Genomic DNA, 25230 nt, shown 5'->3' with positions numbered 1-25230 from the left:
TAGAATTACTCAACTAGGTTTAATGCAAAGTTTTTAAACTTCAGTAACATTAAACTGGTGTTAATATAGCCTAATTTTTCATCATGAATAAATGAAAAGTTATTATGGAGGCCTTTATATTTATCTTTTACCAGATAATCTCTATAATCCTCTCCATAAGTAGTTAACAGTTTACCGAAGTAATAGCCAACATCAAAGCCCTTAAAGGCGTATTCTCCAGGTTCAAATCCGTATCTGTATCGATATTTTTTAATAAAGGCAACAACTGCACTATTTTTGTAGTCTATTTTATAAGACGAGCTGATAATGGTATTTAGGTCTTGTAATTTATCGGTAGGATAATTCTGTTTTACCCAATTGGGATGACCAAATAGATTAATACTATAACCACCAGTGGGTAGATGCTTTAATTTATACAGTTTTTCTACTGTTGGCAATACAAAAGTCCTGTCGGATGAGGTAAGCACCACTGCATATTCTTTTCCTTTGATCATTTTTGTTTCAAAAGCATAGGCCGAAGCATACTCTTGTACCATAAACTTGGTATTGGCTTGAAAATAGTTCCTTATTGGTGCTGCAAATTGTTCGTCTTCTGTTTTCTTAGGGTTAATCAGTACCACTATGGTATTGGCAGGATTATAATTTTTAGCAATGTATGTGGCTATCTTTTTTCCATGTAAACCAATATTATTTACAATGGACACCAGATTTGGATTATTAAATTCTGCAGGTTCGGAAGCAGCCAAAGGAGATACTATGATTGCATTGTTTTCTTTGGCATAATTGGAGATAAACTTTAATCCATCAGGAAAAACAGGGCCAATAATTAAATTGCTTTGTTTAAAACGCTCATTTTTGTACAAAACCGATATATGTGCATTATCATCCTGCGTATCGAAAACATTGAGTTTAAAATTTAAACCCTGAGCCGCGGCAGAATCCAATCCCAATTTAAAGCCCTGATAAAAATCGATAGGCATAGCATATTTTTCGATATCGGCTTTTGTTGCTGTTTTTAAATTCAGCTCATCCAATTTAAAAGGAACAAGTAAGGAAACACTTGCCTGCGAAAACTTTTTGATAGGCTTTTTATCTGCTGGCTTTTCTTTTTCAACCGGTTTTTCCGTTTCAGGCTTGGGTGTCCTGATTTTAGGCGAACAAGCACCCAAAACTACCGTAAACAAAACCAGCAACCAATAAACCTTCTTGAAATTCATACCTATCATTTTTAACAAAATATGCTAGCAAAGTTTATTCCACCTTGCTAGCATAAGCATATTAATTGTATATCGACTCCCGACTCAGGACTCTGAACTAAAAACTATTCCCACTCGATAGTTGCAGGTGGTTTAGAGCTGATATCGTATACCACTCTATTGATCCCTTTAACTTTATTGATGATCTCGTTTGAGATTTTAGCCAATACCGGATAAGGTAAATGGCACCAATCTGCAGTCATTCCATCAAGTGATTCAACCGCTCTTAATGCAATTACATTTTCATAAGTACGTTCATCACCCATCACTCCTACAGATCTTACCGGTAGAAAGATTGCACCTGCCTGCCATACCTGATCGTAAAGACCTGCTTCTTTCAAATTATCGATATAAATTTTATCTGCATCTTGTAAGATAGCAACTTTTTCTGGGGTTACCTCTCCGATAATGCGGATACCTAGGCCTGGGCCTGGAAATGGGTGACGGCCTAAAATAAACGATTCTAACCCTAAAGTGGTGCCTACTCTTCTTACTTCATCTTTAAACAAAGTTTTAAGTGGCTCTACTACTTTAAGTTTCATAAAATCTGGTAAACCACCTACATTATGGTGCGATTTTATGGTTGCCGACGGCCCTTTAACCGAAACCGATTCAATAATATCAGGATAGATTGTACCTTGGGCCAACCACTTTACATCTTGGATCAGGTGAGATTCTTCGTCGAAAACTTCGATAAATACACGGCCAATAATTTTACGTTTTGTTTCCGGATCTTCCACCCCGGCCAACTGACCCAAGAATTTGTCTTTAGCATCAACGCCTTTAATATTTAAACCAAAATCTTTATACTGCTCTAAAACACTTTCATATTCGTTTTTACGCAATAAGCCATTATCAACAAATATACAGTGTAGGTTTGTACCGACGGCCTTATGCAAAAGTACCGCTGCAACACTACTATCAACACCACCTGAAAGTGCCAAAACAACCTTATCGTTACCTACAGTAGCTTTAATATCGGCAATTGTGGTTTCAACAAAAGCAGCTGAAGTCCAGTCCTGGCTACATCCGCAAATATCAACCAAGAAGTTTTCTAAAAGGATTTTCCCATCAATACTATGCGTTACCTCAGGGTGAAACTGGATGGCATAAGTATCTGAATCTTTAATATGGTAAGCTGCCACTTTTACGCTATCAGTACTGGCAATCAGCTCAAAATTTTCTGGAATGTCGGTAATGGTATCGCCATGGCTCATCCAAACCTGTGAGCCGATGTTAATGCCTTTAAATAATTTATTTTCCTGGTTTACAAAATTCAGGTTAGCACGACCATATTCGCGTGTTGAAGATGGTTGAACTGCACCGCCAGAATGTTGGGCAATATATTGTGCACCATAACAAACAGCCAATAAAGGAAATTTTAAATGGTATTTCGATAAATCGATTTGAGGTGCATCTTCCTGACGAACGGAGAATGGACTACCCGAAAAAATAACTCCTTTTACATCAGGCGTAACCTCAGGAAGATTGTTGTATGGATATATTTCACAGTAAATATTTAGTTCGCGAACCCTACGAGCGATGAGTTGTGTAAATTGCGAACCAAAATCGACGATAATGATTTTTTCTTGCATCCGCAAAGGTACCAATTAGATATGAGATTTGAGGCCCGAGATTTGAGATTTTTAGCGGAAAAAGTCAGGAGTCGGCAGTCAGGAGTCCGAAGTCAAATGCAGAAAGATAACTTAAGGAAAACAGTATCCATCTTAACATCAATTATTCGATCAAGCATTATGAATTATAAGCTAAATTAGGCCGAGTAGCTCCTCATCAGTCATGGCAAAATCTTCTCTGAAAATCACTTGAGCCTTTCCATCAAGTAGACCTATTTTTCTTTTTTTACCATTTGTAGATTTTTTAGAAATAAAATAATTGATGATTTCATTTCTCTTCCAATAACCTAAAGCGATTCCGGCACCTACAATAAAAAAACTTATTCATTTAGGTAAAATACGCAAAACAATTTAACCTTTATCAATCATGTAATTTTTTATTCACGAATTAGCGCCCCTTGCTCTTAAACTTACGAAGTTCTCTCCTGCTCTCCCTCTGTGAAACTTCGTAAGGTACTGCGCCATTCACCAATGAACAAATGACAAGTGAACCAATGACAAATGAACCTTTATGATTCTATCAAAACTACCTCAACTCCAAATTTCCGCAAAAAGTCTACTCCTTCATCGCTAGGTAAACCTTTGTAAGCCGCGTAGGATTTAGAATAATACACCAACTTAATTCCTGAAGATAAAATCAACCTTGCGCAGGCAATACAGGGCGATAAGGTGGTGTATAAGGTACAACCTTCTATTTTCGAACCGTTTTTAGAAGCGTAAAGAATAGCGTTTTCTTCAGCGTGTAAGGCCAAAGAGCAACTTCCCTTACTATCACGCGCACAGCCATGCTCTGGCCATTCCTCGTCGCAATTGTGCGTACCGGCCGGTGGGCCATTATAACCGATAGAAATAATACGGGTATCCTTTGTGAGCACTGCACCTACATGGGCACGCACGCAATGCGAACGGGCTGCCAAATCGGTGGCAAGGTTCATAAATATCGAATCGAAACTTGGTTTATCTGCCATTATAAAAATCAAAAAAGCCACAAAGAACTAAATCTCTGTGGCTGCAAAATTAGTTTATTAAAAATTAATGTCCACCAGAAATTTTTTGATCAAAGTTTATTCCTTGTGATCTTAATATTCCAGCTACTTTCCAGGCATAGAATGCCAAGTAAGCAAAACAGATAATCCCTACAACATAACTGTATTGAATACCTGTAAATTCTGATACAGCACCTTGTGCCCAACTAATAATACCACCGCCCATAATCATCATAATTAAGAAGCTACTTCCCTGACTGGTGTGTTTACCTAAACCACTTACTGCCAAGGTAAAAATACAAGGCCATAAAGTGCTACAGAATAAACCTACACTGGTAATGGCATAAACACTTACCATTCCTTTAGTAAACATTCCGATTAACAACGCAGTAATACCTATTGCCGAAAAGATTAGCAACATGCGGGCCGGGTTACCTTTACTCGCCATATCAGCAGCAATTAACACCAATATAATCAAACCGTATACATAAAATGGAGCAAGATCATGTTTTGCTATAGCATTTACAGCTAAGAAAATACCAAAAGCTAAATATGGTGCAATAAAACGTAATACTTTTTGTGTGCTGATATTATCAGTAAAAGCTTCAACAGCACCTGTCCAACGACCGATCATCATACTTGCCCAATATAAAGAGATATAAGGGGCAATATCTTTAATGGCAAAGCCTAAATCCTTCTCCATATAAGCTGGTAGATTACTTGCGGTAGATACCTCAACACCCACATAAACAAATATGGCAATCATACCCAAAACCAATTGCGGATATTGCAAAGCAGATCCCTTAATCGATTTAGTATCCTCAACCACAGCTTCAACCAAAGCAGGTCGATCAGGCAATGATGACATTTTTAAGAAAACAGCAACGGCAATAAAAGCAACTCCCAAAATTAGATATGGAATTTTAACGCTTTCTATACTAATATTTGTAGTTGCATTTGCCGCAGAACCAAAAATGGCGAAACTTACAATAAGTGGTCCAATGGTTGTACCAAAGTTATTAATACCACCGGCAAGCGTTAAACGTTGCGAGCCTGTTTTAATTGGCCCTAATGCAATAGCTAATGGATTTGCAACAGTCTGCTGTAAGGAGAAACCTAATGCCACAATAAATAAGCCTGAAAGCATTAAAGGAAATGAATGCATGTTTGCTGCAGGATAAAACAATAAGGTTCCAAGTGCCGAAATAACCAGACCAAGCGCAAGCGAATTTTTATAACCCAGTTTGTTTACAATATCTTGTCCTATTATAACAGAAATACCGTTATAAATTAAAGCACCCACTGTATAAGCAATATAAAATGCCAATGAAACCAATTGACTTTCGGCTTGCGATAAATCAAAAGCTTTTTTAAATACCGGTATTAAAATATCATTACTGGCGGCTACAAAGCCCCAAAAAAAGAATACCGTAACCAAAGGAATAAACTGCCCCCACTTGGTTTGTGTTTGTTCTGAACTCATTTTTTAAATCTAGTTTTAGTGGCTCTAAACATAAATAAAAAAAAATGAAAACCAGTAAATTTTATGCAACCTATGCAACAAAAATAAATGTTATATGTTTAGGTATAAAATTGCATATTCGCATATTATAAACAATACAATGCATGTTTGAAGCCATATTACTAGGTATAGGAGCAGGGATTATTTCGTCGTTTTTAACAGGGCCGGTATTTTTTTCAATGATCAAAACCAGCATAGAGAGGGGCTTCAAAGCCGGGTTTTCCCTGGCCGTTGGCGTAATTATCAGTGATGTGATCTTAATTGGCCTGGTTCTTTTTGGCAGCCAGTTTTTTGATTATAAAGCAGAATTTGATAAATATGTAGGCACCATTGGGGGCCTATTCTTGTTAGCCGTAGGTATATATTACCTGGTTTCTAAAATAACGGTACACTATAATAGTTCAACGCTTCAAAAAGTAAGTAAACGTGGCTATGTAATAAAAGGTTTTTTAATGTGCATCCTTACCCCCTCTACCTTAATGTTCTGGATTATTGTAAGCGGAATCATTTCGGTTAAGTTGAACAACATGCTGAACGAAAAATTAGTCTGCTTTTTTATTGCCATGGCTACCCAATTGAGTATAGATGGTGCAAAGAGTTTTTATTCAAGTAAACTCCGTTATAAAATAAAGGAAGATGCACTTAAAAAGCTAAATAAAATCGCAGGTGTGGTTATTATCTTCTTTGCCATTTGGCTCATCGTTAAAACTTACCTGAAGTTCTACGCATAGGTTTACCACAAAGATTATAAAGAAAACGCAGCATACACATCTTATTGTTAGCCACGGAAACACAGAACACACAGAATTTCCTCACGTTTTGTCACCCTAAGGGTTAATTTATTGTATAAAAATCAATATGAGTGACGTGTAATTGATTTCTTTTTCCACACACCACGGTCTTGTCTCGGCTTGCCGCCGCCGAAGGGCTCTTTCTTTTTGGCATCAAAAAGAAACAAAAAATGCCGGCTGAAAATTTTTCTTTTGAAGCCAGTTGTGCGGCAAGAACAGTGCAGCCCGAAAAATTTGTTAGGCCGGATTTAAGTAGAACGGGGATACCGTGCTATGGCCTGGCTGGATGAAAATGCAAAAGGAGTTAAAATACTGATTAATAATAATTTGTAAAATAACGTCAATGGTAGCGCAGTCGAAGGGCAGACGAAAATACAAATAATTTTATTCCGCCGTGGTTCGTGTCCTCACGAACCGCTAAAACCATCAATTCTTTTCTCCAATATATCAGTAATAACACTAAAACAGATCCTGAAATAAATCCGATAGCTATCGGATCAGGACGCACTGTTGGGAAACAATTGAACCTTAATGAAGTTAATTAATTTGTGCCTTTGTGTCTTGGCGGTTAAAAGTTTTGAAAAGCAGGTACAGTACTACTATTATCATTAGTCCTGCCAATGCTTCAAGTCCTCGGCAAATGAAGAATTTGCCTCCGGGCTTTCCGCGAATGTCAGGTTTAGATTAGGGAAGATCGTACTCAATCTTACGGTCATCCTGAGCGGAGTCGAGGGCTCTTCTCCAGTGTTCTCCCTGGCAAAAAATGAGCAAAAAAATAGCCCATATTACTATGAGCTATTTGTTATTCAAGTTCCCCTTTATGGGATTTAATGGCCTAATAAGCCCTTTGGTTATTTCCTTCTTTCCAGTTAACGAAAGCTTTATTTACCACTTTATTACCACCCGGGGTAGGGTAATTTCCTGAGAAATACCAGTCACCTTTGTTTTTCGGACAAGCTTCATGCAAGTTCTCTAAACTTTGATAAATTACTTCAACCTCAGCAACAGTACCTTTTGGCGTAATAATCTGTGCAATTTTAGCCGAAATTTCTTCAGGCGTAAACGGTTTATAAATTTCCTTAACGTGGTTTACAATTTCCTCTTTAGGTAAAAGCAACGAAGCTTTACATTTCGTGTAAACGTCTTCGATCACCTGCCACATACCGCGCTCCGTTAACAACTGAATAGCCGCATCGAAAGCCACGAACTGCCCCATCCTGCTCATATCGATACCATAACAATCAGGGTAACGGATCTGAGGTGCAGAAGAAACAATAATGATTTTCTTAGGGTGTAAGCGGTCAACAATTTTAATGATACTCTGCTTTAAGGTTGTACCACGTACAATCGAATCATCAAGTGCCACTAAAGTATCCTGATGGTTATTGATAATACCATAGGTAGTATCGTAAACATGTGCTACCATTTCGCTACGGTCTGCGTCCTGAGTAATAAAAGTTCTCAGTTTTACATCCTTAACCGCAAGCTTTTCTACACGGGGCGCTAAAGATAACAGGTCTTCAAGCTGCTGATCTGTTAATGTTTCTTTTTTATGTAAAAGTATATCTTTCTGGTGCCTGCGCACATATTGCTGAACACCATCAACCATTCCGAAAAAGGCTACTTCTGCCGTGTTTGGTATAAATGAGAATACTGTATTTTTTAAATCGTAATTAACGGCCTGAAGGATTTTCTCGCTTAATAAGCGACCTAACTGTTTACGTTCGCGGTAAATCTCTACATCACTTCCTTTTGAGAAATAAATACGTTCGAAAGAGCACGACAATCTTTCGGTTGGCTCGCGGAACTGCTCCATGCTTACCTCACCGTTTTTCTTGATGATTAAAGCATGACCAGGATCGATCTCTTTAACATCTTTGAACTGGATATTAAATGCAGTTTGTAAAGCAGGCCTTTCAGAAGCTGCTACAACAATCTCATCGTCATAATAGTAATACGCCGGGCGGATACCTGCCGGATCGCGCATAATGAACGAATCGCCATTACCCACCATACCACAGATCGAATAACCTCCATCCCATGTTTTGGCCGAACGGCGAAGGATATTTGCAATATCTAAATTATCAGATATTTTGTGTGTAATCGCAACGTTATCATGCCCTTCTTTTTTGTACTGATCGAAAAGCTCCTGGTTTTCATCATCTAAAAAGTGACCGATTTTTTCCAATACCGTTACGGTATCTGCTTTTTCTTTTGGATGCTGACCTAACTCGTACAATTGCTCCAATAATTCATCAACATTCGTCATGTTGAAGTTACCTGCAATTACCAAGTTACGTGTCATCCAGTTGTTTTGCCTTAAAAAAGGGTGGCAATTTTCGATGCTGTTTTTACCATGCGTACCATAACGCAAATGGCCCATTAACACCTCGCCGATAAAGCTTACGTTGTTTTTGAGCCATTCTGTATCCTGCATTAATTCAGGGGTGTTTTCTTGGATATCGACAAATTTGTTCTGCACATATTCGAAGATATCAGCTACCGCATTAGATGCCATGCTCCGGTATCGGCTAATGTACCTACTGCCCGGTTTCATATCCAGCTTAATGGTGGCAATACCCGCGCCATCCTGGCCGCGGTTATGCTGTTTTTCCATTAAAAGGTATAATTTGTTAAGGCCGTAAAGTGCTGTACCGTACTTTTGCTGGTAGTAAGAAAGTGGTTTTAACAGGCGAATAAAAGCGATTCCGCATTCGTGTTTTATCTGATCACTCATTGTGTGGGTTTGAAGCCGCAAAGTTATCCTTTTAACTTGTTACAACCTAAAGAAAAATGTTTTCTTTTATTATGATGAGTTTAGACTGACAGATGAACTAAAAGTGCAACTAATCTATTTCTAACTCTAATCGCCCTTTCGAATTAATTCGAATATGTTCAAATAGCCAGCTTAGTTAGTGTAGGTTATACACACTTACCTGAATTACCTACAGACATCATGCTATTCAATTAATTTCGTGTATTAACAGTTGGCGTTTTGCAGTTACCGATGAAAAAGAGAAAGATTACTGAACCGTCTAGTTGTACTGGCAACAAATCAATTTAAAGATTTTTATCAATAAAATAGATGCTGAAACAAGTTCAGCAGGACGCAGCTCAGGAATTAACAATTTTCAATGCGCAATTTCCAGTTAACCAATTCAAACAATTAACCAGAGTTCAGTTTACAGTTAAACAATCATTCTATCCGATTTCAACGGCTCTCCGAAAAAAATAGAGGCGTGTTCATCAAAAGCAATTGGATCGCCGCTGGTATAGAAATGCCTTTCGCCCTGTTTAGCTAGTTTTTCTTCCATCTCAGGATGTCGCTTTAAATAATCAGCTAAACTGTTGGCTATAATTTCGCCTTGCGTTAAAACGCTTATATGATCAGGGAATATCTTCTTTAGCTTAGGCATTAATAAAGGGTAGTGCGTACAAGCCAATAGCACACAATCGATAGCTGCCGATTGGCTCAATAACTGATCACAATATTCATTGATAAAAAAGTCCGCGCCAGATTGTAAGTGTTCGTTATTTTCAATCAGTGGAACCCACATCGGGCAGCTTTGCTGGTAAACCTTAATCTCAGGAAAAAATTTATTGATCTCTAAAAGATAAGATTGAGAATTAACTGTACCTCTGGTCCCCATCACGCCTACCGATTTAGTACTTGTATAACTATCAATTACCTCAGCTGTGGGCCTGATTACGCCAAGCACCCTTCTACCGGGATATTTAGCAGGAAGATCTATTTGCTGGATCGTTCTAAGCGCTTTTGCAGATGCTGTGTTGCAGGCAAGAATGACCAAATGGCATCCTTTAGCAAAAAGCCATTCTACGCATTCTAAAGTATATTTATAAATGGTCTCGAAAGAATGGTCGCCATAAGGCGAACGGGCATTATCGCCCAAATAGATATAATTGTAATCGGGCAATTTATCGGCAATAGAACGGAAAACTGTTAAACCGCCGTAACCTGAATCGAAAATACCTATTGGCGAAGCCTGCATTGTGTTGGAAAGTTATAGATAAATATTGAAAAGTTGAATCTTTAAAACGGTCGTCTTCCTGAACTTGTTTCAGGATCTGCTGCGCTGAAGTTAAACATCAAAGATGCTGAAATAAATTCAGCATGACGAAACTGTGTAAACAAAAAAACGGAACTAAGTTAAACTTAATTCCGCCTTATATTTTGAATTGATAAGGAGATTTTAAACTCCGAACTTCCGCTTCAGAACTACTTTTTAGGTGCCGCTGGTTTTGCAGCAGTTGCAGTGATTCCTAATTTAGTTTTTACTGAAGCAGTAATATCATCACCACCATCCCAGAAAACTAAATTGTTACCACCTTGTCCGTTTGCGATATCGAAAACGTAAGCTAAACCTTTTTCTTTAGCTACAGCAGAAATTGCAGTTGCAACTTTAGCCTGGATAGGTTGGAATAATTCACCTTGTTTAGTACCTATATCTTGCGACGCTTTAGTACGCGCATCAGTAATGCGTTTTTCTAAATCCTGTAATTCTTGACCCGCAGCTTGTAATTCTTTACCCACTGTTTCTTTGTTAGCCTCACTCAAAGTTTTTTGCTTAGCTTCTGCTGCAGCCATTTTACTTTGATATTCTTTGATCATTGCATCAATATCGGCTTGCTTTTGTTTACCTAAGGTTTCTAAAGTAGTTTGAGCTGTTTTAGCCTCTGGTAAATTTGCAAATACCTCTTCAGAATTAATGTGACCCAATTTTTGTTGTGCACTTGCCATATTCGCTGTAAACAATAACCCTGCTGCTACAAAGAATACGTTAATTAACTTTCTCATCGTTTTATTTTACTTTTTTATTTTTTTCTAATTGTTTTTCTTCAAAAATCAGGGGCGAATATACTAATTATTTACAGTCCCTGGTTTATAACCTAATTTTACAATTACGTCATTACTAACATCGTAACTGCTGCTTGCATAAATCATCATTGTTGCTTCACTGCTCTTGTCGAAAATGAAGTCTAAATATTTAGATTTTGCAATCTGTTTAATCGCCTCGGCTACTTTATCCTGAATGGGTTTAATTAATTTTACCCTGCTTTGAAAAAGATCCCCATCTGGCCCAAACTTAGAACGTTGAAATTCTTTAGCCTGTTTTTCCTTTTCTATAATCTCGTTTTCACGGCGCTTGCGCATATCATCGGTTAACAAAACCTGATCGGCCTGATAAGCCTTGTACATCCTGTCAATTTCAGAAAAATTCTGATCTACCTGTTGCTGCCATTGTTTAGAGGCAACATCTAGTTGACTTAGTGCCGATTTATATTCTGGTAAATGTTTCAAAATATACTCCGTGTCTACATAAGCAAACTTCTGTGCAAAGGCACCAAAAGAAGTGCAAAGTAGGAATGCGATAAAAAGATACTTCTTCATTTGTGTGTGTGTTAATGATATAGTTAATAACCTAAGCTTTCTTTAAACTCCTATTGCAATGATTTATTGCATAATTAGTTAAATTTTTGTTCTTTATCAATTAAAATCCACCTAATTGTTGTGCGATACTAAATGTAAAATTTTGCTTTCCTCCGTCTGATAGTCCAGGTATGGTATCAAACGCATGTCCATAATCGATACCCAACAAACCAAATATAGGAAGGAAGATCCTTGCACCTACACCCACCGATCTTCTAACGTTAAAAGGATTAAAATCACCAAATCTGTTCCAGGTGTTACCAGCTTCTGCAAAGGCCAAAACGAAGGCTGTGGCTTGTTGGCTTGCAATAACGGGATAACGTGCCTCTAATACATATTTGGTATAAATTGGGCTACCTGATTGCTGCGCTACAGCCGGATCGGATCCATTCGGGATAACAGCATTGTTAGCGTAACCACGCATCGCGATCAGCTCAGATCCCTGCAAGAAATCGAATCCCTGCATACCATCACCACCAAGTTTAAAACGCTCGAATGCTGATTGGCCAACTGCTTTGTTATATTGCCCCAAGAAACCAAACTGGGCCTGCGCTTTGATTACCAGGTTTCCGGCTACACGCTGGTACCATTGTGAATCGAATTTCCATTTGTGATATTCTGTAAAGCGATATTTCTCCCTATCTGATGCCGTTGCATAGTTTGTTTTATTTAACAATGAAAACGGAGGCGTTGCCTGAACGGTGAAACGTAAGAATGATCCAGATTTAGGGAAGATCGGCGAATCTCTTGAATCGCGGCTAATCTCCTGTGATAAACTTATGTTGTAAGATGTGCCCGTATTGAATAAATATCCTGAATAGTTATTTAAGATGTACTGTTGTACACTAACCGCATGGCTTAACTGGAAATAGTTATCTGGCCAGTTTAATCTTCTACCCAAACTAACCGTTACACCATTTAAACGTATTTTTTGAAACTGCGCATTATCTGAACTTAATCCATTAGATTGTAGTGAAGTAAATGCACTCACACCGAAACTTACCGGTTTCTCGCCACCAAACCAAGGTTGAGAGAAGGAAAAACTATATGATTGGTAATATTTACCGTTGGTTTGTCCACGTAAGCTTAATTTCTGTCCATCACCTTTTGGCAATGGTTTGTAAGCTTTTAAATTAAATAAGTTACGTAACGAAAAGTTATTGAAAGTTAAACCTAATGTACCAATGATACGGCCACCACCAAAACCACCTGATAACTCAATCTGATCTGAAGGTTTCTCTTCTACAGCATATTCAATATCTACAGTACCATCTGCCGGGTTAGGACGAGGTGTAGGTACAGTTTTAGACTCGTCGAAGTTACCCAATTGACCGATTTCGCGGATGGTACGGATCAAATCACTTTTGTTAAATTTCTGTCCGGGTTTGGTACGGATCTCACGTAAAACAACTTTATCGTTTGTGATGGTATTACCTTTTAAAGTAATGCGGTTGTTGGTATACTGTGGTCCTTCGTACATGCGTAATTCCACATCAACAGTATCGCCATAAATTTTGGTCTGTACCGGATCGATATTAAAAGTTAAATATCCATTATCGGTATACATACTGTTAATGTCGCCACCGTTTTCGCCACCGCCGTTTAATTTTTTATTTAATTTTTCTTCGCTAAAAACATCCCCTTTTTCGATGGTTAATACTTTTTGCAAAATACTATCCGGATAAATGGCATTACCTGCCCAGGTAATATTACCGAAGTAATATTTTTTCCCTTCGTAAAGGTCCATCCTGATGTTAACCTTTTTCTTGTTGTGCTGGTAAATGGTATCCTTTAATAATTCGGCATCACGATAACCTTTCTCGTGCATTTTGGCAATCATTTTTACCTTGTTCTCTTCGTATTTCTCTTTCGCGAATTTTCCAGAGCCCCAAAAGCGCCACCAGGCAAATTGTTTAGGGGTTTTAAGGTATTTTCTAAGCTTTGCTGATTTAAAATCTTTGTTTCCGGTAAAATCGATATGCTGTACTTTAACACGGTGACCTTTATCGATATTTGCTTCTAATACCACACTGTTTTCTGCATTCGGATCTTTACGAGTTTTGTAGTCGATCTGGGTAAAGAAAAAGCCCTTATCCAACAAGTATTTTTTAACAATGGCTGAAGTGGTATTGTACAGGTTATCGTTTACGATTTTACCTGTTTTATCATTTAGCTTTTCTTGAATTGCAGTTTTTTCAGATTTACGGATACCTTTTAAATCGATAGAACTTAAACGCGGGCGCTCAACTACTTCAATTTCAAAATAAACCGAATCCTGAACAAACTTTTCGATATTAAGTTTAACATCATCAAACAATCCCTGCGCCCAAAGCGTTTTAATCGCATCAGAAGTTGCCTCGCCAGGAAGCACGATTTTATCGCCTTTAGTTAGTTTAGATAAGGTAATCAATACTTCTTTGTCTAAATATTGGGTTCCGGTTACCGTGGTACCACCAATGATATATTCTTTTGGACTAAAATAATCGAGATCTAAGCCACCAACCTTTAAAGAAGGGGTTACCGGTGCCTGACCTTGTGGACGTACTTGAGCGAAGGCCGGAGCGGCTAAAACTAGTAGGATTAAAACTTGAAATATTCTTTTCATTAAAATTAATTGTTCAGTAATGGCCAAAAGGTAACGATATTTTATAAAGCAAAATTTCTTTACGTTGTTCCCTTATTATGGTTTCATTTATCGTATAAAAGTGGTGCTAAGTTAGTTTAAACGCTTGTTAAAAAGTGTTAAAAGAAAAATTAGTTTAATTGTTCGCTAATTTTACCAAAACGGCGTTCGCGTTTTTGATAGTCTACAATAGCCTCGAAAAGATCTTCTCGTCTGAAATCCGGCCATAAAACATCAGTAAAATAAAACTCGGTATAAGCCATTTGCCAAAGCAGATAATTGCTGATACGGTGCTCACCACTGGTCCTGATCATCAATTCTGGATCGGGTATATTTACCGTTGTTAGTTTTGATGAAAACAGGTCTTCGTTTATATCATCCAAAGAAATGGCATTGTCTTTTACTGCCGATGCGATTTTTTTGGCAGCCTCCAAAATCTCCCACTTTGCGCTATAGCTCAACGCTAATGTTAAAGTACATTTTTCGTTATGGGCAGTCTTTTCCATGGCTTCTTTTAAGTCATCTATACATTCTTGAGGTAAAGACGCAATATTGCCAATGGCATTCAGCTTAATGTTATTTTTATTAAGTGTTTCGGTTTCTTTGTTGATGGTAGAAATCAGAATCTGCATCAATGCATCCACCTCTTCTTTAGGCCTGTTCCAATTTTCTGTAGAAAAAGCATACAAAGTGAGGTACTCAATACCTACTTCCACACAACCTTCTACAATGTCTTTTACAGAAAGCACACCTTGTTCATGTCCGAAAACCCGCACTTTACCCTGGCCTTTTGCCCATCTTCCATTACCATCCATGATTACGGCAATGTGCCTTGGCAGGCGGCTATAGTCTATTTGTTCTTTAAATCCCATTAATTATGTCAAAATCAGCTTAAAAGGAATAGCATTTTGAGGATACAAAGGTAAAAGATATGCCAACACTAACAAATAGATAAGTGTCCCTTTTTCTAAAATCGCCTCTTTGAGTACCCGCTTGTCCGATTTGGTAGCGTGAAGGATCGGATAAATTGACCTGATTTTGGCCATTTCCAACGATTACAGGATTAACCGGATAGCGGCCGCTTACATCGTCAATATAATCGGTAAGTGGTGTCCGGTAACCTAGTTCAGTAAAAACACTCCAGGTATTTTTGTAATTATACCTTAGCCCTAATCCATATGGGATAGTTAAAACAGCATTGTTGTAACCATTTTCCTGGCCTTCGGTTCTGAGTCGATCTAACCGGTATCTTTCACCATCAATTTTTACCCTAGGTTTAAAAACAACTAAACCAACACCAGTAAAAAGGTAGGGAGTGAACTGTCTGGTTCCGCCACCTATACTGAAGTTAAAAAAATTAAAATCGATCAGCCCGCTAAACTCGTGCATCGATGTTTTAAAACGGAGGTTTCTTTCACGGAACTGTTCATTACTAGAATTAGCATCATCTGCCTTAACTTGTCCGTAAGTATAATTTAAGCGAACGCCAAAATATTGGTTAAAGTTACGTTTTACATAAGCACCGCCAGAGAGTCCGCTAATCTGCAATGGATTATTTTGATTGAGATCGCCCATGTAACCTGCTCCTCCACCCATTAGCCCAACTTCCCAGGTGCCTTCTTGCGCACGAAGAATTTGTCCGCTAAAGATAAAAAAGAGGAGAATTAAGAGAGGTTTGGTTGGCGTCATACTTAGTAGTTACGGGTATCAATGCCCCATAATAATTTATTTCTTAACGTGTTTAAGTAGGTTTCATTGTTAAGGCGGATAAGATTTACACAAAAATCTGCCTTTTTTATGCTAATTTTTACTGAACGCTCTACGGTGACAGTTCGGCTATCACAAGAAACCAGAAATTTTGATTCGCGTGCTTCTACCTCAAAAGAGAGTTTATTATCATCTGGTACAACCACCGGCCTTACATTTAAGTTATGCGGTGCAATAGGCGTAATTACAAAGTTTTCAGAATCGGGATAAATAATCGGGCCACCGCAGCTTAATGAGTAAGCGGTTGATCCCGTCGGCGTTGCAATAATCAATCCATCGGCCCAATAAGAATTAATAAACTCATTGTTCATTGAGGCATGGATAATCATCATGGCAGAATTATCGCGGCGGTGAATGGTAATGTCATTCAGTGCAAAATTCTCTTCTCCAAAAAGGCCATTATCCGATTCTAAAGTTAAAAGAGAACGGGAATCTAGGGTATATTCTCCGTTAATTAAGGCTTTTAGCGCCGATCCTATTTCATTTTTATTGATGCTGGCCAGAAAACCCAACCGGCCAAAATTGATTCCTATTACGGGTATGCCCGAATTACGGATTAACGATAAAGTATCCAGTAAGGTACCATCGCCTCCTAAGCTCAACAATACATCGGCAAGGTCTTTTAGTTCGCTATGGTTATGAAAAATAACCGTATTGGCAGGCAACTTAATTTTGCCATGAAGGGATGTTTTAAATTTTGAATATAAAACCGGCTGGATATGATGCTCGGCTAAATGATTAAAAACCTCTTGAACGTAGGGCAAAACCGTGTCATTAAAATCTCTCCCGTAAATTGCAATCCTCATAAAGTAGGTTTATACATTTAAATAGTTCATGAAAGAATCGTAACGCTCCTGCGACCCATCATCAATCTGCGTGTTATTGTATACCTCTTTTACCAGATAATCATATCTTTCGAAAGAAGCTACCAATGAAGTAATTTCTGTTTTATTTACTTTGAGCGTTACTTCTAAACGTGTAGAATTTTCGAAAGAATTCACGTAAGAAGAGAGCACCTGTGCATTATCGGCTTCAACAATCTGTGCAATATGTGCCAGAGAATTATCGCGGTTACTGATTTCCAAAACGATAATTCCCCCAGGTTCATTTACAGCATACTGTTCGGCCACGGCATTTACCATGTTATTGATCGAAATTAAACCCAGGTAATTTTTCTGTTGATCTAAAACCGGAACAGCTGTCAATTTTAACTGACTCAATAACCTGATTACATCATACGTATGTACGTTACTCAACACGAAAACATTAAGTATGTTTACCGCACTATCGCTTAAAAGTGTATCGTGATTATCAATATTTAGTAAATCATCTTCAGAAACCAGCCCCAATAAAGTTACCTCGTTAACAACCGGCAAATGCTTTAGTTTAAAATCGTTCATACGATCTAAAGCTTTCTGCACCGTGTCATCGGCCCTTAGTGATGGAATTGCATCTGATATGATTTCTGCTGCAAACATTTATTTTAACAATATTCTATCTAAAAATTTCTCTAAAAATGCATTAAATATTTCCGGATGTTCCATCATAGGCGCATGCCCACATTTATCAACCCAATTTAATTCCGAATTCGGCAACAATTCATGAAATTCTTCTGCCACTTCTGGTGGCGTAACCTTATCATTTTTACCCCAGATTAAAGAAACCGGTATGGTAATTTTCGACAGTTCTTTAGCCATGTTGTGGCGTATTGCCGATTTAGCCATAGTTAAAATCCTAATAACCCTCGATCTATCGTTAACCGTTTTAAAAACATCATCAACGAGTTCTTTGGTTGCAGTTGCAGGATCGTAAAAAGTAAACTCTACTTTTTCCTTAATGTAATCGTAGCTCTCTCTCCGCGGGAAAGAACCTCCAAAAGCATTTTCGTATAAGCCAGAGCTACCTGTTAGTACCAAGGCTTTAACAAACTCCTGATGGGCAACCGTAAATACCAAACCCACATGGCCACCAAGCGAATTACCAACAAGTACTACCTGGTTTAAATTTTTATATTTTAAAAAGCGATGAAGATATCTCGACAATGCTTTTACGCCCAATGTTAAAATAGGCAAATCGTAAATTGGTAAAATTGGAATAATTACACGATAGCGATCTTTAAACTGTTCTATAACCAGTTCCCAATTGCTTAGTTCGCCCATTAGGCCGTGTAGCAATACCAGTGTTTCGCCTGTTCCAGCTTCGATGTATTTAAATCCGTCTTCTTCTATTATCGGGTAGGTCATATATATTCTAGATGGTATTGTGCTACTAAGTTAGTAGAGTAAAATTAAATTTATGCATTTCTATGCCATTTTTCTGAAATAAAATCGAAAACGGTATAAAAACGCCCTTTGTAAAGCGGTAAGCAACTAGCGACCAGCGATAAATGCGCTTTAAGCTTTACTCTTTCTGCTTTTAGCCTTAAATTAAGCTAGTTTTTCTTTAACAATCTCAGCAATTAATTTACCATCAGCTTTACCTGCAAGCGCTGCATTTGCCATGCCCATTACCTTCCCCATATCCTTAACCGATGTAGCACCAGATTGTTTGATTACAGCCTCAATAATTGCAGCAACCTCTGCCCTATCTAACTGTTTTGGCAAAAACTGACTGATCACTTCAATTTCTTCTTCTTCTACCTGATACAAATCTTCGCGATTTTGCTGCTTGTAAATATCAGCAGATTCGCGGCGTTGTTTAATCAGTTTCTGAAGAATTTTAAGTTCAGTTTCTTCCGTAATTTCTTCTGAAGATCCTTTCTCTGTTTTAGCTAAAAGTAAAGCTGCCTTTATTGCTCTTAAACCTCTTAACTGTGCATTGTTTTTAGCCAACATGGCTTTTTTTATTTCCTGATCTATTGTGTTTGATATCATTTCTTTAATTGGTTAATCGTTCCAGGGGTTAAGTGGTTAATTGTTATAAGGTTAATCGGTTAAATGCCATTGCTATTCACAACAGTTAACCAGTTTAAACAATTTAAACAGTTAACCCCTACTTATAATTGTTGCTGTAGCCTGTGCGGTAGGCATAATCAGCATGTCGTTAATATTAACATGTTTTGGTCTGCTTACTACATACCAAATGGCATCTGCAATATCGTCGGCAATTAATGGCTCCAGGTTTTCGTATACTTTTTTCGCCCGGTCTTCATCACCTTTAAAGCGCACCACCGAAAATTCGGTTTCTACCATCCCTGGATTAATTTCGGTAACCTTTATGCCGTGGGGCAATAAATCTATACGCATACCTTTACTCAAAGCATCAACAGCATGTTTGCTGGCACAATATACGTTTCCATTTGGATAAACTTCTTTTCCGGCAATAGAACCAATGTTAATAATATGACCTGATTGGTTTGGTATCATCCAGTTGGAAACAATTTTGGTTACATAAAGCAAACCCTTAACATTCGTATCAATCATGGTGTCCCAATCGTTGGTATCGCCTTTATCAATCGGATCTAAACCCTGACTTAAGCCCGCATTGTTAATCAAAACATCAACCTTTTTCCATTCTGCCGGCAAAACCTCTAAAGCAGCGGTAAGACTTTCTTTATCGCGAACATCGGCAAAAACCTGTTTGATGGTAATGGCATACTTATCTTCTAAATGATGGGCAATTTTTGCCAACCGATCTTCTCTGCGGGCCAATAATACCAGATTGTAACCTTGTTGGGCAAATGTATGTGCACAAGCTTCGCCAATACCAGAAGTTGCGCCTGTAATTAATGCGATTTTAGACATTTTTATGAATTTTAAGTCTCGGTAATTCTTTAAGATACCATCTTTGATTTACCTACACCAACAAAGGTAAGTTTTTTTGGATTGCAGGACTATTGAAAAATCAAACTGAATGTTAATTGACGTAATTTCAACTTATCTATTGGATTGGCATAAACCGTATTGTCGTGCTGAAGCAAATCGTTGGTCGAATACGAGAGTTTTATTTCGGGCGACATTTTAAAATACTCGAAGTAAATATCGAAACCAATACCTGTTTCGTACGACAGGTAATTTCTTTGATTTTTTAAAAACTTATTTACCGGTGTTTCGCCTTCATCGAAGGTTTTCTTTTTCGAAGCTATATCTATTGAATATTTAGCGCCGCCTAACCAATATACCCTAAAATTGTTCATCCGGTTCGACTTCACCTTTAAGCCTAATGGAAATTCGAACATGGTTGCCTGAACTTTTCTTTCAACCACGGTTTGAAAGTTTTTCGTTTGCCCATTGCCTACGTTGATCGGCGCCATAGGTTCATACTCGTAAGTTACTATCCTATCACTAAAAATAAGCGACGGCGTTGCCCTGATATCGAAGTTATCAGAGATCATTCTGTTCATTACAAAACCCAACCCAAAACCTTGAGATGGTGAGCTAGAAATAGAATTTAGCGTTGAGGTAACCGGAATGCCCGAATTCGGATCGTAAGAAGGATCCAGAGAATTTGGCACCTCATAAAAAGGCGATCGCCAATTTTGCTTTTTAAGAATTTTGTATTCGGCTGAGATATATTGGAAATTAAAACCAAAACTCCAATCTTCATCATCTATTCCACCGCCCCAATTTTGAGCAAAGGCGGTTGTAGAAATCATAAAAAGTGAAAGAATGAGGCTTAATTTTCTGATCATTTGGTTCCTACATATATCGAACTTATTCCAAACGTTAAAATTCTTTGTTTGGTACTTTTAAAGCCAACTTTTTCCATCAGGTTGGTAAAATCTTCTCCGTCGGGAAAAGCTGCTACCGATTCTGGCAAATAGGTATAAGCTCTGTGGTCTTTAGAAAATAGTTTTCCAAAGAAAGGCGTTACCTGTTTAAAATAAAAACTATACAGTTGTTTTACCGGAAAAACCTTTGGTTTCGAAAATTCCAGTATCACCATTTTCCCGTTGGGCTTTAATACCCTGTACATATCAGTTAATCCTTTTTCGAGGTTTTCGAAATTACGCACACCATAAGCGCAGGTAATCGCATCAAAAGTATCATTTTCGAAATGCAGACCTTCAGAATCGCCAACCTGAACGGTAAAAACTTCGTTTAAACTACGCTCGTTAATTTTCTTCTTGGCTACTTCTAACATACCTTCAGAAATATCAACACCAATTACCTTTTCGGGATGAAGCTTTTTAATGGCTTCAAAGGCAAAATCGCCAGTTCCTGTAGCTACATCAAGCAAAGTTCTCGGGTGGATGGAAACCAGTTCTTTAATGGCTTTCTTACGCCATAATACATCTATCCCTAAAGAAAGAAAATGGTTTAAAAAATCGTAAGTGCCCGAAATGTTATTAAACATGGTTGCAACCTGCTCCTTTTTAGTTGCATCTTCTACTTGGTATGGGGTGATATTCTGATTCATGATATGGGGCAAAGATAGAGAAAAGAGTTTGCAGTTGGGAGTTTAGAGTTTGCAGTTTAGCGATTGCCTTAAACTTTACGAATTGCTGACGACGGTGGGTTTTCTACTCCACACTCCAAACCCTCAACTCAAAACTAATTGTTACCTTTGTACCATGATTATCAAAACGGCAACATTTGTTTGCAGCAACACCCAAATTTCGGCACTACCCGTACCAACTATGCCCGAATATGCATTTATTGGCCGCTCTAATGTGGGTAAATCTTCATTAATCAATATGCTGGTTAATCAACATGGATTGGCAAAAACCTCTCAACGCCCTGGCAAAACACAGTTAATTAATCACTTTCTGATTAACGAGAAATGGTATATTGTCGATTTACCAGGTTATGGTTATGCCAAGGTTTCTAAAACCAGCAGAGAGAAATGGGAGAAATTTATCCGTGCCTATATAACCAAAAGAGAAAGTTTACAATGTGTTTTTGTTCTGATAGACAGCCGTTTAGAACCTCAGGGAATTGATATTGAATTTTGTTATTGGTTAGGTGAAAAACAGATACCGTTTTCGTTAATTTTTACCAAAGCCGATAAACAGGGCATGACCACCACTCAGAAAAATGTAGCTGCCTTTAAGAAAAAATTAGGTGAATTTTTCGAAGAAATTCCTGCCACCTTTATTTCTTCTGCAGAAAAAGGAACTGGAAAAGATGAAGTGCTTAATTTCATTTATGAGGTAAACAAAGACTTTGTTGTTCCTACAGATTATAAGAAGTTTTAACCAGTTTTCAGTCTACAGTGCACAATTTTCAGTTTAACAATAAAAAATCTGTGTAATCAAATAATCTGTGCAATCACCCCGAAAGGGAAATTAATCAGTTCTAAAAAAAATGAAAAAATACTTTTCACTCGTATTATTCGCCCACTCTGTTTTTGCACTACCATTTGCTATGATTGGTTTCTTTTTGGGCGTAACCACAACAGAAAATCCATTTTCCTGGTATAAACTGATTTTAGTTTTGCTCTGTATGGTTTTTGCCAGAAACTCGGCCATGGCCTTTAACCGTTACCTGGATAGAAATATTGATGCGAAAAACCCACGCACTAAAATGCGCGATATCCCTGCAGGTAAAGTTTCGGCAAATGAGGCGTTGATTTTCGTTATTGCCAATTGTGTGCTTTTCTCCATTACCACCTACTTCATTAACCCGCTTTGTTTCTATTTATCGCCTGTGGCTTTATTTGTGGTTTTGTTTTATAGTTATACCAAACGTTTCACCGCGCTTTGCCATTTGGTATTGGGCTTAGGGCTGGCGCTTGCGCCTATTGGCGCTTACATTGCCGTAACCGGACATTTTGCGCTGGTTCCTGTACTTTACTCCTTAACCGTATTGTTCTGGGTAAGTGGATTTGATATTATATACGCATTACAGGATGAAGAATTTGACCGGGAAGAAAAATTACACTCCATCCCATCGACACTTGGCATTAAAAATGCTTTGAATGTTTCGGTGCTGTTGCATATACTCTCTGCCACCTGTGTTATTTTGCCTGTGTTTTTTACATCCTTTAGCTGGGTTTATTACGTAGGTATTGTGTTTTTCTGTTCGATGTTGATTTATCAGCACCTACTGGTAAAACCAAATGATATCAGCAAAGTAAACAGGGCGTTTCAAACCTTAAATGGTTATGCTTCGGTAGTGTTTGCTATATGCTTTTTAATAGACGCGTATTTAAGACATAAATAAAAATGAGAGAATGATTGAATTTTGAATGAGAGAATATAGCATTGTGCCTTAAACCATTCACTCCTTCAATCATTCCAACATTCAATAACATAAATAAAATGAGTAAAGGCCGAATGAGAGAATGATTGAATTTTGAATGAGAGAATATAGCATTACGCCTTAAACCATTCACTCCTTCAATCATTCCAACATTCAATAACATAAATAAAATGAGTAAAGGCCGAATGAGAGAGTGATTGAATTTTGAATGAGAGAATATAACATTACGGCCTTAAACCATTCACTCCTTCAATCATTCCAACATTCAATAATTAACTATTATGATAACTAAGAAACCTAGAACATACATTCCACAGGAACTAAACATTACCTGGGAAAATTTAGAACCACTTTTTACCGAACTGCAAAACCGCGAAATAACCAGCACTGCTGAGTTAGAAAACTGGTTAAAAGACCGTTCGGAGCTTGAAGCTGCTTTAGAAGAAGATTTTGCCTGGAGATATATTAAAATGAGTTGCGATACCGCAAATGAAGAATTGGTTAAAAACTTTCAATATTTTGCAACTGAAATAGAACCGAAAATTTCTCCATTCGCCAACGAATTGAACAAAAAATTTGTCGAAAGTCCTTTTATGAACGACCTGGACAAAGAAAAATATTTCGTTTACAGCCGTGCGATAAAAAAAGCATTAGAGCTTTACCGCGATGAAAATATTGAGCTGTTTACCGAATTGCAGGTGAAACAACAAAAATACCAGAGCATTACAGGCGCCATGAGTGTTGAGCTAAACGGTCAGGAATATACTTTGGAGCAAGCCTCGATCTTTATCAAAGATTTAAACCGCGAGGTACGCGAAAATGCATGGAAAACGATTCAACAACGCCGCTTAATTGATAAAGATGATTTAAACGTGTTGTTTGATGAGTTGATTAAACTGCGTAATCAGGTTGCCTTAAACGCGGGTTTTGAGAATTATCGCGATTACATGTTCCAGGCTTTGGGCCGTTTCGATTATACCCCACAAGACTGTTATGATTTTGCCAATGCTATTGAAAAAGAAATCGTACCGATTTTAAAAGAGCAGGCCGAAAAACGCCGAGAAGCTTTAGGACTAGAAGTATTAAGGCCTTGGGATTTAGAAGTAAGCATTAGTGGCAAGCCAGCTTTGAAACCTTTTAACAACGGCGAAGAACTGATTGATAAAAGTATTGCCTGCTTTAATGCCATTGATGAAAAGTTAGGCTCAAAACTGGCAACAATGAAAGCCAATAAGCTTTTTGATGTAGAGAGTAGAAAAGGTAAAGCGCCCGGCGGTTACAATTATCCTTTGGCCGAAACGGGAGCGCCTTTTATATTTATGAACTCGGCAAATTCGTTGCGCGATTTAACTACAATGGTTCATGAAGGCGGCCATGCAATTCATACCTTTTTAACGGCAAATTTAGAGCTAAACGATTTTAAGCATTGTCCATCTGAGGTAGCCGAACTGGCATCGATGAGTATGGAATTAATCTCAATGGATAAGTGGGATGTTTATTTCGACAATGAAGAAGATTTAAACCGTGCTAAAAAAGAGCAATTGGCTGATGTTTTGAAAACTTTGCCTTGGGTAGCCGTAATTGATCAGTTTCAACACTGGATTTACACCAACCCCAACCATACGGCGGCTGATCGTGAAGAAACCTTTAAGCAGATTTTTAGCCGTTTTGGTGCTGGTTTTGCCGATTGGACAGATTTAGAACAACAATTTGGAAATGGCTGGCAAAAACAACTGCATTTATTCGAAGTTCCTTTTTATTATATCGAATACGCAATTGCCCAGCTAGGTGCCATTGCGGTTTGGAAAAATTATAAAGAAAATCCTGAAAAGGCTTTAGAACAATACCTTGCTGCACTTGCTTTAGGTTACACTAAACCAATGAATGAGATATATGAAACTGCCGGAATTAAATTTGATTTTAGTGCTGAGTATGTGAAAGAGCTGGCGAATTTTGTGAAGGAAGAACTGGAAAAATTAGGGTAAGGTGGAGGGTTGAAGGTTTTCCCCTCAATTGAAATACAATAAGGGTCGTGGCATCTTGCTGCGACTTTTTTGTTT

22 protein-coding genes are annotated in these 25230 nt (G+C 37.9%); 4 read left to right on the top strand and 18 right to left on the bottom strand.

What is annotated here, in order from left to right:
• Window positions 1–5: 5 nt before the first annotated feature.
• The 4 genes from J7E57_RS20045 to J7E57_RS20030 form a co-directional block, all read right to left on the bottom strand.
• Window positions 6–1217, bottom strand: a complete 1212-nt coding sequence (locus tag J7E57_RS20045) for an ABC transporter substrate-binding protein (protein ID WP_215131221.1) — start codon at window positions 1215–1217, stop codon at window positions 6–8.
• A gap of 104 nt (window positions 1218–1321) precedes the next feature.
• Window positions 1322–2851 (bottom strand): glutamine-hydrolyzing GMP synthase, encoded by a 1530-nt coding sequence (gene guaA, locus J7E57_RS20040; protein WP_215131223.1) that lies wholly within the window; start codon window positions 2849–2851, stop codon window positions 1322–1324.
• 548 nt (window positions 2852–3399) lie between these two features.
• Window positions 3400–3858: a deoxycytidylate deaminase gene (locus J7E57_RS20035; protein ID WP_138818054.1), complete on the bottom strand. Its 459-nt coding sequence runs from the start codon at window positions 3856–3858 to the stop codon at window positions 3400–3402.
• A 64-nt stretch (window positions 3859–3922) separates the two neighbouring features.
• Complete coding sequence (locus J7E57_RS20030) at window positions 3923–5359, bottom strand: MFS transporter (RefSeq protein ID WP_215131225.1); 1437 nt, start codon at window positions 5357–5359, stop codon at window positions 3923–3925.
• A gap of 143 nt (window positions 5360–5502) precedes the next feature.
• Between J7E57_RS20030 and J7E57_RS20025 the strand changes: the two genes are divergently transcribed.
• Complete coding sequence (locus J7E57_RS20025; protein ID WP_215131227.1) at window positions 5503–6129, top strand: LysE family translocator; 627 nt, start codon at window positions 5503–5505, stop codon at window positions 6127–6129.
• 895 nt (window positions 6130–7024) lie between these two features.
• On the opposite strand, the gene J7E57_RS20020 is transcribed toward J7E57_RS20025, so the two are convergent.
• The 14 genes from J7E57_RS20020 to ubiE all read right to left on the bottom strand — a co-directional run bounded on the left by J7E57_RS20020 (window position 7025) and on the right by ubiE (window position 21386).
• Complete coding sequence (locus tag J7E57_RS20020; protein ID WP_215131228.1) at window positions 7025–8926, bottom strand: class II glutamine amidotransferase; 1902 nt, start codon at window positions 8924–8926, stop codon at window positions 7025–7027.
• A 451-nt stretch (window positions 8927–9377) separates the two neighbouring features.
• Entirely contained in the window at window positions 9378–10199 is an 822-nt protein-coding gene (murI, locus tag J7E57_RS20015; RefSeq protein ID WP_215131230.1) for a glutamate racemase, read from the bottom strand.
• Between the two features lie 227 nt (window positions 10200–10426).
• Entirely contained in the window at window positions 10427–11005 is a 579-nt protein-coding gene (locus J7E57_RS20010; RefSeq protein ID WP_057932778.1) for an OmpH family outer membrane protein, read from the bottom strand.
• 63 nt (window positions 11006–11068) lie between these two features.
• Complete coding sequence (locus tag J7E57_RS20005; RefSeq protein ID WP_121283542.1) at window positions 11069–11599, bottom strand: OmpH family outer membrane protein; 531 nt, start codon at window positions 11597–11599, stop codon at window positions 11069–11071.
• Window positions 11600–11699: 100 nt separating this feature from the next.
• Entirely contained in the window at window positions 11700–14243 is a 2544-nt protein-coding gene (gene bamA / locus J7E57_RS20000) for an outer membrane protein assembly factor BamA (protein ID WP_215131232.1), read from the bottom strand.
• A gap of 149 nt (window positions 14244–14392) precedes the next feature.
• Window positions 14393–15133: an isoprenyl transferase gene (locus tag J7E57_RS19995; protein ID WP_215131234.1), complete on the bottom strand. Its 741-nt coding sequence runs from the start codon at window positions 15131–15133 to the stop codon at window positions 14393–14395.
• 19 nt (window positions 15134–15152) lie between these two features.
• Window positions 15153–15950, bottom strand: a complete 798-nt coding sequence (locus tag J7E57_RS19990) for a DUF6089 family protein (protein ID WP_215131236.1) — start codon at window positions 15948–15950, stop codon at window positions 15153–15155.
• Between the two features lie 2 nt (window positions 15951–15952).
• On the bottom strand, window positions 15953–16834 hold the full coding sequence (locus J7E57_RS19985; RefSeq protein WP_029274089.1) for an NAD kinase: 882 nt from the start codon (window positions 16832–16834) through the stop codon (window positions 15953–15955).
• A gap of 9 nt (window positions 16835–16843) precedes the next feature.
• Window positions 16844–17506, bottom strand: coding sequence for a CBS domain-containing protein (locus J7E57_RS19980; RefSeq protein WP_029274088.1), 663 nt, complete (start codon window positions 17504–17506; stop codon window positions 16844–16846).
• A complete protein-coding gene (locus tag J7E57_RS19975) occupies window positions 17507–18271 on the bottom strand; it encodes an alpha/beta fold hydrolase (RefSeq protein WP_057932771.1) in 765 nt (254 codons plus the stop codon).
• Window positions 18272–18454: 183 nt separating this feature from the next.
• Window positions 18455–18901 carry a GatB/YqeY domain-containing protein gene (locus J7E57_RS19970; RefSeq protein WP_215131238.1) on the bottom strand — a complete coding sequence of 149 codons (447 nt, stop codon included), beginning with the start codon at window positions 18899–18901 and terminating at the stop codon, window positions 18455–18457.
• Window positions 18902–19012: 111 nt separating this feature from the next.
• A complete protein-coding gene (locus J7E57_RS19965) occupies window positions 19013–19771 on the bottom strand; it encodes an SDR family oxidoreductase (protein ID WP_215131240.1) in 759 nt (252 codons plus the stop codon).
• 89 nt (window positions 19772–19860) lie between these two features.
• On the bottom strand, window positions 19861–20658 hold the full coding sequence (locus J7E57_RS19960; protein WP_215131242.1) for an outer membrane beta-barrel protein: 798 nt from the start codon (window positions 20656–20658) through the stop codon (window positions 19861–19863).
• On the bottom strand, window positions 20655–21386 hold the full coding sequence (ubiE, locus tag J7E57_RS19955; RefSeq protein ID WP_215131244.1) for a bifunctional demethylmenaquinone methyltransferase/2-methoxy-6-polyprenyl-1,4-benzoquinol methylase UbiE: 732 nt from the start codon (window positions 21384–21386) through the stop codon (window positions 20655–20657). The genes J7E57_RS19960 and ubiE overlap by 4 nt, the downstream gene beginning before the upstream one ends.
• Window positions 21387–21540: 154 nt before the next feature.
• Here ubiE and yihA point away from each other — a divergent pair, with 154 nt between their 5' ends.
• The 3 genes from yihA (at window position 21541) to J7E57_RS19940 (ending at window position 25155) form a co-directional block, all read left to right on the top strand.
• Window positions 21541–22164 (top strand): ribosome biogenesis GTP-binding protein YihA/YsxC, encoded by a 624-nt coding sequence (gene yihA / locus J7E57_RS19950; RefSeq protein ID WP_116251379.1) that lies wholly within the window; start codon window positions 21541–21543, stop codon window positions 22162–22164.
• Window positions 22165–22273: 109 nt separating this feature from the next.
• The gene (locus tag J7E57_RS19945) at window positions 22274–23131 is read left to right on the top strand and encodes a UbiA-like polyprenyltransferase (RefSeq protein WP_215131246.1); all 858 of its coding nucleotides are present in this window, start codon (window positions 22274–22276) and stop codon (window positions 23129–23131) included.
• Window positions 23132–23451: 320 nt separating this feature from the next.
• Entirely contained in the window at window positions 23452–25155 is a 1704-nt protein-coding gene (locus tag J7E57_RS19940) for a M3 family oligoendopeptidase (protein WP_215131248.1), read from the top strand.
• Window positions 25156–25230 lie beyond the last annotated feature (75 nt).

Source organism: Pedobacter sp. ISL-64, from assembly GCF_018613605.1.
GTDB lineage: Bacteria > Bacteroidota > Bacteroidia > Sphingobacteriales > Sphingobacteriaceae > Pedobacter.
This window is presented reverse-complemented; position numbering and strand designations above follow the sequence as displayed.

Bases quoted from the DNA above. Each gene is read 5' to 3' on its own strand.
- J7E57_RS19975 (WP_057932771.1), bottom strand. From the start codon at position 18,271: ATGACCTACCCGATAATAGAAGAAGACGGATTTAAATACATCGAAGCT.
- J7E57_RS19960 (WP_215131242.1), bottom strand. From the start codon at position 20,658: ATGATCAGAAAATTAAGCCTCATTCTTTCACTTTTTATGATTTCTACA.
- J7E57_RS19965 (WP_215131240.1), bottom strand. From the start codon at position 19,771: ATGTCTAAAATCGCATTAATTACAGGCGCAACTTCTGGTATTGGCGAA.
- J7E57_RS19980 (WP_029274088.1), bottom strand. From the start codon at position 17,506: ATGTTTGCAGCAGAAATCATATCAGATGCAATTCCATCACTAAGGGCC.
- yihA (WP_116251379.1), top strand. From the start codon at position 21,541: ATGATTATCAAAACGGCAACATTTGTTTGCAGCAACACCCAAATTTCG.
- J7E57_RS19945 (WP_215131246.1), top strand. From the start codon at position 22,274: ATGAAAAAATACTTTTCACTCGTATTATTCGCCCACTCTGTTTTTGCA.
- J7E57_RS20025 (WP_215131227.1), top strand. From the start codon at position 5,503: ATGTTTGAAGCCATATTACTAGGTATAGGAGCAGGGATTATTTCGTCG.
- J7E57_RS19990 (WP_215131236.1), bottom strand. From the start codon at position 15,950: ATGACGCCAACCAAACCTCTCTTAATTCTCCTCTTTTTTATCTTTAGC.
- J7E57_RS19985 (WP_029274089.1), bottom strand. From the start codon at position 16,834: ATGAGGATTGCAATTTACGGGAGAGATTTTAATGACACGGTTTTGCCC.
- J7E57_RS20020 (WP_215131228.1), bottom strand. From the start codon at position 8,926: ATGAGTGATCAGATAAAACACGAATGCGGAATCGCTTTTATTCGCCTG.
- J7E57_RS20035 (WP_138818054.1), bottom strand. From the start codon at position 3,858: ATGGCAGATAAACCAAGTTTCGATTCGATATTTATGAACCTTGCCACC.
- J7E57_RS19970 (WP_215131238.1), bottom strand. From the start codon at position 18,901: ATGATATCAAACACAATAGATCAGGAAATAAAAAAAGCCATGTTGGCT.
- J7E57_RS19940 (WP_215131248.1), top strand. From the start codon at position 23,452: ATGATAACTAAGAAACCTAGAACATACATTCCACAGGAACTAAACATT.
- J7E57_RS19995 (WP_215131234.1), bottom strand. From the start codon at position 15,133: ATGGGATTTAAAGAACAAATAGACTATAGCCGCCTGCCAAGGCACATT.
- J7E57_RS20045 (WP_215131221.1), bottom strand. From the start codon at position 1,217: ATGAATTTCAAGAAGGTTTATTGGTTGCTGGTTTTGTTTACGGTAGTT.
- J7E57_RS20030 (WP_215131225.1), bottom strand. From the start codon at position 5,359: ATGAGTTCAGAACAAACACAAACCAAGTGGGGGCAGTTTATTCCTTTG.
- bamA (WP_215131232.1), bottom strand. From the start codon at position 14,243: ATGAAAAGAATATTTCAAGTTTTAATCCTACTAGTTTTAGCCGCTCCG.
- J7E57_RS20010 (WP_057932778.1), bottom strand. From the start codon at position 11,005: ATGAGAAAGTTAATTAACGTATTCTTTGTAGCAGCAGGGTTATTGTTT.
- ubiE (WP_215131244.1), bottom strand. From the start codon at position 21,386: ATGAATCAGAATATCACCCCATACCAAGTAGAAGATGCAACTAAAAAG.
- J7E57_RS20005 (WP_121283542.1), bottom strand. From the start codon at position 11,599: ATGAAGAAGTATCTTTTTATCGCATTCCTACTTTGCACTTCTTTTGGT.
- guaA (WP_215131223.1), bottom strand. From the start codon at position 2,851: ATGCAAGAAAAAATCATTATCGTCGATTTTGGTTCGCAATTTACACAA.
- murI (WP_215131230.1), bottom strand. From the start codon at position 10,199: ATGCAGGCTTCGCCAATAGGTATTTTCGATTCAGGTTACGGCGGTTTA.